The organism is Candidatus Caccoplasma merdavium (assembly GCA_018715595.1).
GTDB lineage: Bacteria > Bacteroidota > Bacteroidia > Bacteroidales > UBA11471 > Caccoplasma > Caccoplasma merdavium.
On the sequence record DVLI01000003.1, the window covers coordinates 44,999 to 61,023 of the forward strand.

Consider the following 16,025-nt stretch of genomic DNA (forward strand, 5'->3'; position numbering starts at 1 on the left):
TATTTCGGAAATCAATTTTAAACATAACGGCCCGCCTCAACGCGATAGACGTCGTGATGCAACCGGTCGCGCACCTCACAGAAAAATGAATCAGGGACGACATCGGATCCGGCCGAAGGAGCGGCAAAGAACATCAAATGCAGCGGTAACGGCCGTGCCCCTTCGGAATAAGGGGGCTGGACATACGGTCGCTCCGAAAGCACAAAGCCGCAACGGCGGTAAAAGCCTATGCGGCGACGCGACATCTCATCATGGGGCTTTTCCACTTCGAGCACAACCGGCGTGCCCGCCTCAGCGCACAAGCGTTGCAAGGCAGCCGCTCCATAACCTCCGCCACGCACAGCCGGGTCGACGGCAAAATGCTCGACATAGGCCAAGTCGGGCCACTGCCAACAAGAGATGAAACCCACCCGCCGGCCGTCGTCGCACAACAGCCGCAAGACAAATACAGAGTCTTCACGCAACATCGCGACAATCTGCTCAAATGGCCGACGTTCATCGGGCGGAAAAGAATCCAAGTATAGACTTTCGATATAAGAGAGCGACTCTTTATCGGAAGCGGTTACAATTTCCAAGTTCAACATAGACGTAGGATTAACGTGCGAAAAAGCCCGTCGACAAAAGGACATTCGCCAAGCGTTCCGGTTCGTCGAGGTGTCTTTTCCGTCGATTTGACGCAACAAAGATAATATTTTTATTCGTTTTTAATGCAATTTGTTTTTTTTCATTATCTTTGTCCTGCTAAACATACACATAAAACTATGGGACATCATCAACTGGATAATCTCGATTATAAAATTTTGAGACTTATCGCATCGAACGCGCGCATTCCGTTCTTGGAAGTGGCTCGTGAATGCAATGTATCGGGAGCAGCCATACACCAACGCGTGCAAAAACTGACCAATCTCGGCATCATCAAAGGGTCGGAATTTACCCTCGACTCCAACCGAATCGGCTTCGAGACGTGCGCCTACATCGGTGTGTACCTGCAATCTCCGGGTCAATTCAAAGAGGTCATCGATAAATTGCAACATATTCCCGAAGTCGTAGAATGCCACTATACCACCGGTCAATATGATATGTTCTTGAAAATATACGCCCGCAACAACAACCACCTGTTGCAAATTATCCACACCAAACTGCAACCGCTGGGGCTGGCGCGTACCGAATCGATTATCTCCTTCAAAGAAGCGTTCCGCCGCCAACTTCCCATCGAGAATCTTTCTTCCTACGAAAGAGCCGACAATTACAGCGAGCCTATCGAGGAATCGGACAAGACTCCCGATGAAGAACCGGTAAAAAAGAAAAGAGGCAGAAAAAGCAATGCCGACATGTAAGGACGCAACCCTCTCTCGACCCTCCAAAAAAATCTCCGGCCAAACAGTGCCGGAGATTTTTTTTGTTTTCCCCCGACGGCCTGTCGCCACCGCCCTTCGCCCCCGATAACAGGCAACCGCACCCGCACACCGGCAAGGGCAAATCACAACGGGCCCAACACACAACGCGCCTCGAAAATTCCCAAACGCCAGGGAAGGTGCCAAATTCCACAGTCGAAAAATCAAAACGTATTTTCTAATCCGGAGAAAAATATCTCATGGAGCAATACGAATCCGTAAATTTGCACTCCCAAAAAATCCGGAAATGACACCTCAGGCCAAAGGCACAATATGCGGCATCATAGCCGCCGTCAGCTACGGCACCAATCCGCTCGGAGCCCTCTACCTCTATCGTGTGGGGCTCAATACCGACTCGGTGCTCTTCTACCGCTATACACTGGCGGCACTCTTGCTCATGTTGCTCATGAAGGTTCAAAAAATATCGTTTGCCGTCAGCTGGCGGGAATTGTCGATTATCGGCGGACTGGGCATTCTCTTTGCGGCCTCGTCGATCACGCTGTTCAGCAGTTTCCACTACATGGACGCCGGCGTTGCCTCAACGCTGCTCTTTGTCTACCCCATCATGGTGGCACTCATCATGGCGCTATTTTTCCATGAAAAAATCACCCTGTCGACCACCCTCTCCATCATATTGGCTCTAAGCGGCATCGCCATGCTCTACCAGGGCGACGGCAACGAAGTGCTCAGTACCGTGGGCATCGTACTGGTCATGGCCTCGTCTCTCTCCTACGCCCTATACATCATCGTCGTCAACCGCTCGGGACTGCGCATGTCGTCGATAAAACTCACCTTCTATGTGCTGCTCTTCTGCATTCTCACCATCGTCTTGCACTCCCTGACCGGCGAGAGCCACCATTTGCAGCCGCTTACCACCCCCTATATGTGGTTCTTCGCCTGCCTGTTGGCCATTCTCCCCACGGTCGTCTCCCTGGTCACCATGTCGGTGGCCGTGCGCATCATCGGGTCGACCCCCACCGCCATACTGGGAGCCCTCGAACCGCTCACGGCAGTAGCCATCGGAGTGACCCTCTTCGATGAACCGTTCACGGCGCGACTGGCTTGGGGAATCCTGCTCATACTCTCGGGAGTAATCCTCATCATCATGGGCAAGTCGCTGGGAGTGCGACAGCTGCGCCTTCTTATCGGTCGGATACGGCAATTTCTCACATCGGCCTTCGGCCCGAAATAACCCCGCCATCACCCGACGGCACGGCGGAGAACCGCGACGGACATTCATGTGAAAAAGTAAGAAACAAACGTTGCACAATCTCAAACAAATAGCCCCGGCATTTCTCGGTTTCGGCTTTTATAATTACCTTTGTCTCGAAAACCAGACAAAACAATAACAAAAAAACAGACCCTATATGAGAGAAATCGTCGTCAGCGGAATCCGCTCGACCGGGAACCTGCACCTGGGCAACTATTACGGCGCACTGCGCAACTTTGTGAAAATGCAACACGAGAACGACTGCTTCTTCTTCATCGCCGACCTGCACTCCCTTACCACACACCCCGACCCCAAAATGTTGTCGGTAAACGTAAAAAGCATACTGGCCGAATACCTGGCTGCCGGGCTCGACCCCGAAGCCTGTTCGCTCTTCATACAAAGCGACGTTCCCGAAGTCTCGGAACTCTACCTGCTGCTCAACATGCATGCCTACATCGGCGAGCTCGAACGCACCGCCTCGTTCAAAGACAAGGTGCGCAAACAGCCCGAGAACGTAAACGCCGGCTTGCTCACCTACCCCACCCTCATGGCAGCCGACATCATCATACACAAGGCCACCAAGGTGCCTGTGGGCAAGGACCAGGAACAACACCTCGAAATGACGCGTCGTTTCGCCCGTCGCTTCAACACGATATACGGCGTGGAATATTTTCCCGAACCGACCAGCTACAACTTCGGCGAAGAGTCGGTCAAAATCCCGGGTCTTGACGGCAGCGGCAAGATGGGCAAGTCCGAGGGTAACTGCATCTACCTTATCGACGACGAGAAGACCTTGCGCAAAAAGGTGATGCGCGCCGTGACCGACGAAGGCCCCCAAACGCCCAACGCTCCCAAATCGGAACCGGTAGAAAACCTCTTTACCATCATGAAAATCGTCTCATCGCCCGACACGCTCGCCTATTTCGAGGAGAAATACAACAACTGCGAGATACGCTACGGCGACATGAAGAAACAACTGGCCGAGGACATTCTCAAAGTGACCACCCCCATCAGAGAACGCATTGCCGAAATCAAGAGCAACGATGCCTACCTGCGGAAGGTCATTGCGCAAGGCGCCGAAAAAGCCCGCGAAAGCGCCTCGAAAACCATCGCCGAGGTAAAAGAAATCATGGGAATCCACTACTTCTAAAATGTATGCCGTTCGGGCGGTCCCGGGACAAATGACCCGAGACCACCCGCGCTGTTTTCTCACACTTGCCACTACCGCCATGTCGCACGACCATCATCATCACCATCATGCGCCCGAGCACCTGAACAGGGCCTTTCTTTGGGGCATCGGGCTGAACATAGCCTTTGTCATTGCCGAAGCGGTTGCCGGATTTGTATTCGGCTCGCTGGGGTTGCTCTCCGATGCCGGTCACAACCTGAGCGACGTCATCAGCCTCGTGCTGGCACTTGTCGCCTTCCGCCTCGCACAAGTGAAACCCTCGCACCTCTACACCTACGGCTATAAAAAGAGTACCGTGCTGGTGTCACTGCTCAATGCCATCATCTTGCTGGTGGCCGTGGGATTCATCATCGCCGAATGTGTCGAGAAACTCCGCCACCCGCAACCGCTCGAAGGAAGTGCCATTGCCTGGATAGCCGGTATCGGGATTGTCGTCAACGGCCTCACGGCATGGCTGTTTTTCAAAGACCGTGCCCACGACCTCAACGTGAAAGGGGCATTCCTGCACATGGCTGCCGATACGCTGGTGAGCATCGGCGTACTCGTCTCGGGAGTCATCATCGCGCACACAGGGTGGTATATCATCGACCCCATCATAGGCCTGATAGTGGCCTTCATCATTCTGCTTTCGACATGGGATTTGCTGCACGACAGCATTAGGCTCTCGCTCGATGGAGTCCCCGCAGGCATCGACAGCGAAGAGATAGCCCGACTCCTGCTCAGCGACCCGCGTGTCGTCGAGGTGCACCACCTGCACATCTGGGCCATCAGCACGACACAAAACGCCCTGACGGCCCATATCGTCGTCGACTCGTTCGACGACACAGAATCACTGAAACACGACCTGAGACACCTCCTGCAAGAAAAAAACATACAACACGCCACATTCGAGCTCGAACGTCCCGGCGAGCATTGCCACGCCGACTGTTGCTAAAAACGGAACTTAATAAAGCAGGAAAGGGGCCAAACAACTTTGTTTGGTCCCTTTCCTCAATGAGGAATCATTTTACAACATCCTCTTCAAAAGATATTTAATATGATCAGTATGTATCTCTAATATATGGGAACATTTTCAAAATAGATTCGCGGGTCGGTCAAAGAGTCGGGATACAAATCATAAGGCCATATACCCAAAATCACAGTCAGTTTATCGGCAGAAGCATTGAAATTTTTGACAACCACCGTTCCCTGACATTTTACCCTCTCGGGGAATGTAGAGGTCAGTACATAATTCTGGTTTTGAGAGACTCCGTTAAATGTATAATTTGAAGTTACATAATTGGTGTAATCATCATCCGTAATAACGGTTCGATATCCGCCCATTATGAGAGAATTGCTATTTGTCGTATATATTCTGAAATCATTAATCGCGCCCAACGAAACATTTCTCAACGTATAAGTAAGTGTTACGGAAGAACCACTGCGCTTGCAACTCACAATCTCAGCTTCTATGCGACTATCCCCCGAAGACACACTTGCCGAGCTATAATCTTCTCTTGTTCCATCTTCTTCATCGTCCGGTTCAGCGGTTTCATCGCCCTCATTACCCGACGACGTATTTTTATAAGACACAAACACTTGCACCGATTGTGACCCACCGGCGGCCTCGACATTAAAAGAGGTATTGACATCTTTCGTGATTTTCGAACGGTCTATCATCACTTTCACCGTACTTGATTTACCTACACTTGTAGACCCCACAGAAGGAGAAACACTAAGCCAATCGACCGTAATGTTCGTTATCTGCCATGAAATGGGCGAATTTCCGATATTGTTTATCACCAAATCCCGCTCGTTATAAGTTGTACCAAACTGTAACGATTTCGTCGAAAGCGATACATCGGAAACAGATTTCTCGGACGTGAGTTGCATGTCACATATCACACTCTCTCCGGAAATGACCGATACTTGCCGGCTATTCTCGATATAGCCCGAAGCCGTTACCGACAGACGATATTGGCCCGGTTCAAGCTCGACAAACTCATAGCTACCATCGCGCCCCGTTACGGCAGTAATGTTCCCGGGTGATAGCATCACCTGCGCTCCACTAATTGCAGCTTTCGTATCGGCAGATGAAATTTTTCCATACACGCCTCCGAATACATTATATTCTTCTTCTTTATCACAGGCAGTTGTGATAAACAACACCGATAAAAAGAGGCTCAGCAGCCTCATTGTTTTTTTCATATTCAATAATTTAAAATGTTAAACTAAATTCCATCGCCAAGGTTTTTCCTTCATACAATGCGGGAGAGATATTATATGAACAATTCAAAGCATCGCGGCCTTTCGACTTGACAACCACGCGACGCGCACCCGGCGATACTATGGCGTCGACAAGATTGTAGACATACAATGCCCCAACAGCTCCGATGCACACGTTTCTTGCCGTGGAAAAGCGGTCGACACGTCTGATATAATCGCGTCGTTGTGCCACATCATGTGTTTCGTTCACCCTGCGTCGATAGTCAGCCCGCATATTCTCTGTGGCTACGATACCGCCAACCAAGAGTGCCGCTCCGCCCAGAATCATTCCGCCTTTGAGTTTCTGTCCCTTTGAGAATTGTCCCCAACCGGGAATGATAAGAGATTTCCACATTGCCCTTGCGCCGTAATTTGTGGTAAGCGACAGATTGTCAAACAACGGAGGGACATCCGATGCCGATACGGCATATAACCTCGACAGTACATAATTCCCTGCTCTATCCATCTCCCAAAACTCATCTACGACTTCTACATAAAGTTTTGAGACTTCACTCTGCAAATGAAGATTTGTCGTACTGTTATAGTCTACCTGCTCATGTAATTTACCATTTACCCATTCTTGTGATACGGACTGTTTGGATACTCCGTCGGACATAGCCAAAATGCCGTTTTTCAAGCCGGAATCGGACACCAATTCAAACAAGCATTTTTCACGAGCCTCATCTAGTGTCGGAGCGATAGCTGTATGTATCTCGTACTTGAATGTGGCGTTTGTAGGAGTCGGGAGCTTTTGGAACCATTTTGGGCGATATGGGTCGGACGAGACATTCTGAGAAACCAATATCTCCGACGATACCGAGAGTATCATCAAGAGCAATATGACTATTCTCATACGTTATTTAAGGTTGTTTTCTTTTTTGTACCGTTCAAGTCCCTCTGACATTTTCTGCATGAAACGCTCTCTATCATATTCCAATTCAATAACACCATCACGACTCAACTCATTTTTCAATTTGTCAGAAAACTCGTTCGTCGTATTTCTCATTTCTATGCAAACATAGACTTGCACGCTACCATCAGACAAATCATATATCGAGGTTTCTATTACCCTCGTGTTTGAAATTTCCTGGGCTACATATTGTGTCATTATGGACTCTCCAAGCGTTCCCGCCGTACTTTTTATATTTCGGGCAGCATTTTGGGCATAATCCTGGGCTGCTCCCTCTACTGCCACTTTAATCATGGAAGCCATGCGATTTCGTGCATCCCGCTCGGCTTCGGACAAAGCAACTTTTTCAACATAAGAAGTGGCCGTTCCGTAAGCCCGCAGATTTTCCGACTCGGCATTTGCCAAGGCTATGCACGGTTCTACGGTACGAAGTGTCCTCGATGGGCGCTGTTGTTGTTGCTGTTGCTGCCTTTTCCATTCTTGATACTCATAATCGTTATAGGCACTTTTTTGAGAACTTCCACACCCAATCATCGTTGGAGCGAGAAGCAGTAGAAATAAAATTTGATTTGCTTTCATTTGGACATATATTAAAAAATTATTTTTCATGATCGAGTCCTTTCAAATCAGGTTGAAAAACCTGTTCAATAAAACAACTGTCTTGCAAAGATATAAATAATATAGGGCCGTGCAAATAAATTTCAATCAAATTTTACAAAATAGTCAGATATGCAGAGTAAAAATAAAATCAAACAAAACAGAGACTCGACCAAAACGAACTTATAACCGCTGTAAAAACGTCTTTAATAAAGAAACCCGTTTCCAGCGGAGTGGAAACGGGTTTTTGTTTGAGTTATGAAATAGACCGATTACATGTCTGTGACATTCTTGCGGTTGGCAAATGCGCGGTCGAACTCTTCTTTCGAGCCGACGATGAGACGGTCGAAATCGCGTTGTCCGGTACCGGCGGGAATCAAGTGTCCGCAGATGACATTCTCCTTCATGCCTTCGAGCGTATCGACCTTGCCGTTGATGGCAGCCTCGTTGAGGACTTTGGTCGTCTCCTGGAATGAAGCAGCCGACATGAAGCTCGACGTCTGCAACGCGGCACGGGTGATACCTTGCAGTATCTGCTCCGATGTAGCCGGCACGGCATCACGCACTTCGACGAGACGGAGGTCGCGACGTTTGAGCATCGAGTTCTCGTCGCGCAACTTGCGGGCGGTAACGATTTGTCCGGGTTTCATGACTTGCGAATCACCGGCATCGAGGACGACTTTCTTGCCCCAGATGCGGTCGTTTTCGTCCATGAATTCGTGCTTGTCGACGATTTGCTGTTCGAGGAAGCGGGTATCACCCGGGTCGAGAATGGTGACCTTGCGCATCATCTGACGCACAATAACCTCGAAGTGCTTGTCGTTGATTTTCACACCTTGCAAGCGGTAAACGTCTTGTACCTCGTTGACGATGTATTCCTGTACGGCTGTCGGGCCCTTGATGGCCAAGATATCCGAGGGAGTGATGGCTCCGTCGGAGAGCGGCGTGCCGGCACGCACATAATCGTTTTCCTGCACAAGAATCTGCTTCGACAGCGGCACGAGATATTTCTTCACTTCGCCGGTCTTCGAAGTAACCGTAATTTCACGGTTACCGCGTTTTACCTTACCGAAGGTGACTTCACCGTCGATTTCAGAAACAACTGCGGGATTCGACGGGTTACGGGCTTCAAAGAGCTCGGTAACACGAGGCAGACCACCGGTAATATCGCCGGCTTTACCCACGGCACGAGGAATCTTCACAAAGACCTGACCACTCTTGATGTCCTGACCTTCGTCAATCATCAAGTGGGCACCCATAGGCAAGTTGTAGCTGCGAATCACTTCACCGCTCTCATCGAGAATTTGGGCAACAGGCACACGGGTACGGTCTTTCGACTCTATGATGATTTTCTCACGAAGACCGGTCTGCTCGTCCGATTCCACTTTATAGGTAACACCTTCGACTACATTATCGAAACGCACCTTACCGGTAGCTTCGGAAACGATAACGGCATTGAAAGGGTCCCATTCGCAGACGACATCGCCCTTTTTGAGCATATCGCCGCTATTGAAATAAAGCTTCGAACCGTAGGGTATATTGGTATTGGTAAGAACAATCTTGGTGTTGGGGTCGATGATACGCATCTCTGCCAGACGGCCGACAACAATCTGCACCTTCTTTCCTGTTTCATCTTCACTTTCTACGGTACGAAGTTCATCGATTTCGAGAATACCGTCATAACGTGAAGTAACATTGGAAACAGCGGCGATGTTCGATGCGATACCACCGACGTGGAAGGTTCGCAGGGTCAGCTGGGTACCGGGTTCACCAATGGACTGGGCGGCAATGACGCCCACGGCTTCGCCTTTCTGAACCATGCGGTTGGTAGCCAGGTTGCGGCCATAACATTTGGCGCAGACACCGTGTTTCGACTCGCAGGTGAGCACCGAACGGATTTCGACGCGCTCGATAGGCGACTCCTCGATTTTCTTGGCAATCTCTTCGGTGATTTCTTCGCCCGAGTGAACGAGGATTTCGCCCGTGAGGGGGTGTTGCACATCGTGCACCGAAACACGGCCGAGGATACGCTCCGAAAGCGAAGCGACAACCTCTTCGTTGTTTTTGAGTTCGGTGCATACGAGACCACGCAACGTGCCGCAGTCTTCTTCGTGGATAATCACATCGTGGGCCACATCGACGAGACGACGGGTGAGGTATCCGGCGTCGGCCGTCTTCAAGGCCGTATCGGCAAGACCTTTACGGGCACCGTGGGTAGAGATGAAGTATTCCAACACCGAAAGTCCCTCCTTGAAGTTTGCCAAAATAGGGTTCTCGATAATCTGACCGCCTTCGGCACCTGATTTCTGAGGCTTGGCCATCAGACCACGCATACCCGAGAGCTGACGAATCTGCTCCTTCGAACCACGGGCTCCCGAGTCGAGCATCATGAATACGGAGTTGAATCCCTGGTTGTCGGACGACAACTGTTTCATGAGAATGTCGGAGAGTTTCGAGTTGACGTGCGTCCAAGTATCGATAATCTGGTTGTAACGTTCGTTGTAGGTAATGAAGCCCATGTTGTAGTTGGCCATGATCTGCTCCACGTTGGCATATCCTTCGTTGACGAGCGCCTCTTTCTCGGCCGGGATAATCACATCGGCCAAGTTGAACGACAGACCGCCCTTGAAAGCCATCTTGTAACCGAGGTTCTTGATGTCGTCGAGGAATTGGGCGGCACGAATCACGCCACACACCTTGATGACGTTACCGATGATGGTACGCAACGACTTCTTGGTGAGAATCTCGTTGATGTAACCCACCTCTTTGGGCACGAACTCGTTGACGAGGATACGACCCACCGAGGTATCGCGCAACACTTCGATTTGATTGCCGTTCTCGTCGAGGTCCTGCACACGCACCTTCACAGGAGCATGCAAGGTAACGCGGCCTTCGTTGTATGCGATTTCGGCTTCTTCGGGGCCGTAGAAGATAAGTCCTTCGCCTTTCGAACCGGGACGCAACTTGGTAATGTAGTAGAGACCCAAAACCATGTCTTGCGAAGGCACGGTGATAGGCGCACCGTTGGCCGGGTTGAGGATATTGTGAGCTCCGAGCATCAACATCTGGGCTTCGAGAATGGCCTCGTTGCCGAGTGGCAAGTGCACGGCCATCTGGTCACCATCGAAGTCGGCGTTGAAGGCCGTACATGCGAGCGGGTGCAACTGAATGGCCTTACCCTCGATCATCTTGGGCTGGAATGCCTGGATACCGAGACGGTGCAAGGTCGGGGCACGGTTGAGGAGTACGGGGTGTCCTTTCATCACATACTCGAGGATATCCCATACGACGGGATCTTTGCGGTCGACGATTTTCTTCGCCGACTTTACCGTTTTCACGATACCGCGCTCGATGAGTTTGCGGATAACGAACGGTTTATAGAGCTCGGCTGCCATGTTCTTGGGCAGACCGCATTCATACATTTTGAGCTCGGGGCCGACGACGATAACCGAACGGGCGGAGTAGTCGACACGTTTACCGAGGAGGTTCTGACGGAAACGACCCTGTTTTCCTTTCAAACTGTCGGAAAGGGATTTCAAGGGACGGTTGGCGTCGGTCTTCACGGCACTCGATTTGCGCGAGTTGTCGAGCAGGGAGTCGACAGCCTCCTGCAACATACGTTTTTCGTTGCGGAGAATCACCTCGGGCGCCTTTATCTCCATCAAGCGTTTGAGACGGTTGTTGCGAATGATGACACGGCGGTAGAGGTCGTTGAGGTCCGAAGTGGCAAAACGTCCGCCATCGAGGGGCACGAGAGGACGCAACTCGGGAGGTATCACGGGAATGACTTTGAGAATCATCCACTCGGGACGGTTGCGATTGCGCGAAGCGCGGAACGACTCCACGACTTGCAGGCGTTTGAGAGCCTCGTTCTTGCGTTGTTGCGAACCGTCCTTGTTGGCGGTGTCGCGCAATTTATAAGAAAGCTCATCGAGGTCGAGACGCACCAGGAGATCATAGATAGCCTCGGCGCCCATCTTGGCGATGAACTTGTTGGGGTCGGTATCTTCGAGCAACTGGTTGTCCTTGGGAAGCGTGTCGAGCACATTGAGATACTCTTCTTCCGAAAGGAGGTCATAAGTGGCCAAGTCGTCTTTCACACCGGGTTGTATCACGATATAGCGTTCGTAATAGATAACGGCATCGAGCTTCTTCGAGGGAAGCCCCAGGAGATAACCGATTTTGTTGGGCAACGAACGGAAATACCAAATGTGTGCCACCGGCACGACAAGCTGTATGTGACCCATGCGCTCACGACGCACTTTCTTCTCGGTCACCTCGACACCGCAACGGTCGCACACGATGCCTTTATAACGGATACGTTTGTACTTTCCGCAATGGCACTCATAGTCTTTTACCGGGCCGAAAATACGCTCGCAGAAAAGACCGTCGCGCTCGGGCTTGTAGGTGCGATAGTTGATGGTTTCGGGTTTCAGCACTTCACCGCTGGATTGTTCGAGGATTTCCTCGGGAGAAGCCAGGCCTATCGTGATTTTTGAAAAGTTGCTCTTTACTTTATTGTCTTTTTTAAAAGCCATATATGTAAGTTATAACGCGTTAGCAGATAGTATATCGGCCTGCCGCCCGCAGGCGGCAGGGCCTTGTATTACTCCAAGGTGATGCTCAATCCGAGACCTCGCAACTCATGCAACAAAACGTTGAGTGATTCGGGGATACCCGGAGTAGGCATAGGCTCTCCTTTGACAATAGCCTCGTAGGCTTTGGAACGACCCACCACGTCATCGGACTTGATGGTGAGGATTTCTTGCAAGATGTAGGCGGCACCGAAGGCTTCGAGGGCCCAAACCTCCATCTCTCCGAAACGCTGTCCACCGAACTGGGCCTTACCACCGAGCGGCTGCTGGGTGATGAGCGAGTACGGACCGATGGAACGGGCGTGCATCTTGTCTTCGACCATGTGGCCGAGTTTCAACATGTAGATGACGCCGACCGTGGCAGGCTGGTCGAAACGCTCTCCGGTGTGACCGTCGTAGAGGTAGGTTTTTCCGTAACGGGGCAAGCCAGCCTTGTCGGTCCATGCGTTGAGGTCATCGAGCGAAGCGCCATCGAAGATGGGGGTGGCAAATTTCTCGCCGAGTTTCACGCCGGCCCAACCGAGAACGGTTTCGAAAATCTGTCCCAAGTTCATACGCGAGGGCACACCCAGAGGGTTCAGCACGATATCAACCGGCGTTCCGTCTTCGAGGAACGGCATGTCTTCCTGACGTACGACACGCGACACGATACCTTTGTTTCCGTGACGACCGGCCATCTTGTCACCCACGCTGATTTTGCGTTTCTTGGCGATGTAAACCTTGGCCATTTGCACGATACCCGAAGGCAGCTCGTCGCCGATGGAAATATCGAATTTCTGACGACGCAACTCGGCATCGTATTCTTTGAACTTCTTCAAGTAGTTCATGATCGTGGCACGAATGAGGTCGTTCTTGGCGGCATCGGTCGTCCACTTGCTCACCTGAATGGCGGTATAATCGATTTCGGCCAGGCTCTTCTGGGTGAATTTGGCGCCCTTGGGAATCACTTCGATGCCCAGATAATCTTTCACGCCCTGCGACGTCTTGCCATTGGTAAGCGTCATCAGTTTGTCGATAAGAATATCTTTGAGAGCGTCCATCTTTTCCTTGTATTCCTCGTCGAGTTTGGCGAGAATAGCCGACTCAGGGCTCTTGCCTTTGCGTTTCTTGATGGCTTTGGAGAAGAGTGCCGTGCCGATAACCACGCCTTTGAGCGACGGGGTGGCTTTGAGGGAGGCATCTTTCACATCGCCGGCCTTGTCGCCGAATATGGCACGGAGGAGTTTCTCCTCGGGCGAGGGGTCGGATTCGCCTTTGGGCGTAATCTTACCAATCATGATGTCGCCCGGCTCGACATGAGCGCCGACGCGTATGATACCGCGTTCGTCGAGGTCTTTGGTGGCATCTTCGCTCACATTGGGAATGTCAGAAGTGAGCTCTTCCATTCCGCGTTTGGTCTCACGCACTTCGAGCGAATACTCGTCGACGTGTACCGAGGTGAGAATATCTTCGCGCACGACACGTTCGTTGAGCACGATGGCGTCCTCATAGTTGTAACCTTTCCAAGGCATGAATGCCACTTTGAGGTTGCGGCCGAGAGCCAACTCGCCATTTTCGGTCGAGTAACCTTCGGTGAGGATTTGGCCGGCTTCGACGCGGTCGCCCTTGCGGCAGATGGGACGCAAATCGACCGTCGTACTTTGGTTGGTCTTGCGGAATTTGGGAATCTTATATTCTTTGACGGCCGACTCGAAGCTGACAAATTCTTCGTCTTCGGTGCGGTCGTAGCGAATGCGAATGGTTGTGGCGTCGACAAACTCCACAACGCCGGAACCTTCGGCCGTAATCTGCGTGCGGGAGTCGCGAATCAACTGGCCTTCAAGACCGGTACCCACGACAGGGGCTTCGGTACGCAACAGGGGAACGGCCTGACGCATCATGTTCGAACCCATCAACGCACGGTTGGCATCGTCGTGTTCGAGGAAGGGAATAAGCGATGCGGCGATGGAGGCTATCTGCGTGGGCGAAACGTCCATGAGAGAAACCTCTTCGGGGGCAACGACGGGGAAGTCGGCATTGAGACGGGCTTTTACCCGCGAACGGATAAAGGTGCCGTCGTCGTTCAACGGAGCATTACCTTGTGCAATGATATGACCCTCTTCGACTTCGGCCGTGAAATATTCGATGCCGTTTTCCGAAAGGTCCACTTTTCCGTTCTCCACCTTACGATAAGGGGTCTCGATAAATCCGAGGTCGTTGATTTTGGCATAGACGCAAAGCGAAGAGATAAGACCGATGTTCGGGCCCTCAGGGGTCTCGATAGGACAGAGACGACCATAGTGGGTATAGTGTACGTCACGCACCTCGAAACCGGCACGTTCGCGGGAAAGACCGCCGGGACCGAGAGCCGACATACGACGTTTGTGCGTCATCTCGGCCAGCGGGTTGGTCTGGTCCATAAATTGCGAGAGGGCGTTGGTTCCGAAGAAGGTATTGATAACCGACGAAATGGTCTTGGCGTTGATAAGGTCGATGGGGGCAAACACCTCGTTGTCGCGCACATTCATTCGCTCGCGAATGGTGCGGGACATACGGGCCAAGCCCACGCCGAACTGGTTGTAGAGTTGCTCTCCGACCGTGCGCACGCGACGGTTGCTCAGGTGGTCGATATCGTCGACGTCGGTCTTCGAGTTGATAAGTTCAATGAGGTACTTGATGATGGCAATGATATCTTCCTTGGTCAGTACCTTTATATCGGGAGAAATAGAGAGGTCGAGTTTTTTGTTGATGCGGTAACGTCCTACTTCACCGAGGTCATACCGTTTTTCCGAGAAGAACAGGTTGGTGATGACCTCACGGGCGCTGGCATCATCGGCCGGCTCGGCATTACGCAACTGGCGGTAGATGTAGATGACAGCCTCTTTTTCGGAGTTACTCGGGTCTTTCTGCAACGTGTTGTAGATGATGGCATAGTCGGAGAGGTTGTTCTCTTCCTTATGCAGGAGAATGGTAGGTACGCCGGTTTCGAGAATCATGTCGATGTGTTGTTCTTCGAGCACGACTTCACGTTCGATGACTACCTCGTTGCGTTCGATCGAAACCACCTCGCCGGTATCTTCGTCGGCATAATCTTCGACCCAAGTTCTCAACACGCGGGCGGCGAGACGACGGCCGATGGCCTTTTTGAGGTTGGTTTTCGTAACTTTCATCTCTTCGGCCAATCCGAAGATTTCGAGAATGTCTTTGTCGCTTTCAAACCCGATGGCACGCAACAGGGTGGTGACAGGGAGTTTTTTCTTGCGATCGATATAGGCATACATCACATTGTTGATGTCGGTGGCAAACTCTATCCACGAACCCTTGAAAGGAATGATTCGGGCCGAATAAAGTTTCGTTCCGTTGGCATGAATGCTCTGTCCGAAGAACACGCCGGGCGAACGGTGCAACTGCGACACAACGACACGCTCAGCACCGTTGATAACAAAGGTGCCCTTCTCGGTCATATAAGGAATGGGGCCGAGGTAGACGTCTTGGATAACGGTGGCGAACTCTTCGTGATCGGGGTCGGTACAATACAGTTTGAGTTTGGCTTTCAGGGGCACACTGTATGTGAGTCCGCGTTCGAGGCACTCATCGATGGTGTAACGGGGCGGATCGATATAATAGTCGAGAAATTCGAGGACGAAGTTGTTACGGGTGTCAGCAATGGGGAAATTCTCTGCAAAAACCTTATAAAGACCTTCGTTTTTTCGTTTCTCGGGAGGGGTGTCCAGTTGCAGAAAGTCTTTGAACGATTTCAACTGCACTTCGAGAAAATCGGGATAAGGTAGAGGATTCTTTATCGACGCAAAGTTTACCCGCGGTTTACCTATATTTTGAGACATTTGTCAGTGGTGGTTAATTGAACTTATAAATTATAGACACAAAAAGGTAAAGAGGCCTCCTG

10 protein-coding genes are annotated in these 16,025 nt (G+C 51.2%); 4 read left to right on the plus strand and 6 right to left on the minus strand.

Going from position 1 to position 16,025, the window contains the following annotated elements; translation table 11 throughout:
• Nucleotides 1-17 precede the first annotated feature (17 nt).
• Entirely contained in the window at nucleotides 18-584 is a 567-nt protein-coding gene (locus IAD09_00725; protein HIT80761.1) for a GNAT family N-acetyltransferase, read from the minus strand.
• Nucleotides 585-761: 177 nt separating this feature from the next.
• Here IAD09_00725 and IAD09_00730 point away from each other — a divergent pair, with 177 nt between their 5' ends.
• From IAD09_00730 to IAD09_00745, 4 genes are all read left to right on the plus strand, one after another.
• Complete coding sequence (locus tag IAD09_00730; protein HIT80762.1) at nucleotides 762-1,337, plus strand: Lrp/AsnC ligand binding domain-containing protein; 576 nt, start codon at nucleotides 762-764, stop codon at nucleotides 1,335-1,337.
• Between the two features lie 304 nt (nucleotides 1,338-1,641).
• Nucleotides 1,642-2,586, plus strand: a complete 945-nt coding sequence (locus IAD09_00735; protein ID HIT80763.1) for a DMT family transporter — start codon at nucleotides 1,642-1,644, stop codon at nucleotides 2,584-2,586.
• Between the two features lie 175 nt (nucleotides 2,587-2,761).
• The gene (gene trpS / locus IAD09_00740) at nucleotides 2,762-3,754 is read left to right on the plus strand and encodes a tryptophan--tRNA ligase (protein ID HIT80764.1); all 993 of its coding nucleotides are present in this window, start codon (nucleotides 2,762-2,764) and stop codon (nucleotides 3,752-3,754) included.
• A gap of 79 nt (nucleotides 3,755-3,833) precedes the next feature.
• Nucleotides 3,834-4,727: a cation transporter gene (locus tag IAD09_00745; protein ID HIT80765.1), complete on the plus strand. Its 894-nt coding sequence runs from the start codon at nucleotides 3,834-3,836 to the stop codon at nucleotides 4,725-4,727.
• A 119-nt stretch (nucleotides 4,728-4,846) separates the two neighbouring features.
• On the opposite strand, the gene IAD09_00750 is transcribed toward IAD09_00745, so the two are convergent.
• From IAD09_00750 to rpoB, 5 genes are all read right to left on the minus strand, one after another.
• Complete coding sequence (locus tag IAD09_00750) at nucleotides 4,847-5,980, minus strand: carboxypeptidase regulatory-like domain-containing protein (protein ID HIT80766.1); 1,134 nt, start codon at nucleotides 5,978-5,980, stop codon at nucleotides 4,847-4,849.
• 10 nt (nucleotides 5,981-5,990) lie between these two features.
• The gene (locus IAD09_00755; protein ID HIT80767.1) at nucleotides 5,991-6,890 is read right to left on the minus strand and encodes a hypothetical protein; all 900 of its coding nucleotides are present in this window, start codon (nucleotides 6,888-6,890) and stop codon (nucleotides 5,991-5,993) included.
• Between the two features lie 3 nt (nucleotides 6,891-6,893).
• Nucleotides 6,894-7,556, minus strand: coding sequence for a hypothetical protein (locus IAD09_00760; GenBank protein HIT80768.1), 663 nt, complete (start codon nucleotides 7,554-7,556; stop codon nucleotides 6,894-6,896).
• 260 nt (nucleotides 7,557-7,816) lie between these two features.
• Nucleotides 7,817-12,082 carry a DNA-directed RNA polymerase subunit beta' gene (gene rpoC / locus IAD09_00765; GenBank protein HIT80769.1) on the minus strand — a complete coding sequence of 1,422 codons (4,266 nt, stop codon included), beginning with the start codon at nucleotides 12,080-12,082 and terminating at the stop codon, nucleotides 7,817-7,819.
• 68 nt (nucleotides 12,083-12,150) lie between these two features.
• Nucleotides 12,151-15,963 carry a DNA-directed RNA polymerase subunit beta gene (gene rpoB, locus IAD09_00770; protein ID HIT80770.1) on the minus strand — a complete coding sequence of 1,271 codons (3,813 nt, stop codon included), beginning with the start codon at nucleotides 15,961-15,963 and terminating at the stop codon, nucleotides 12,151-12,153.
• Nucleotides 15,964-16,025: the final 62 nt, after the last annotated feature.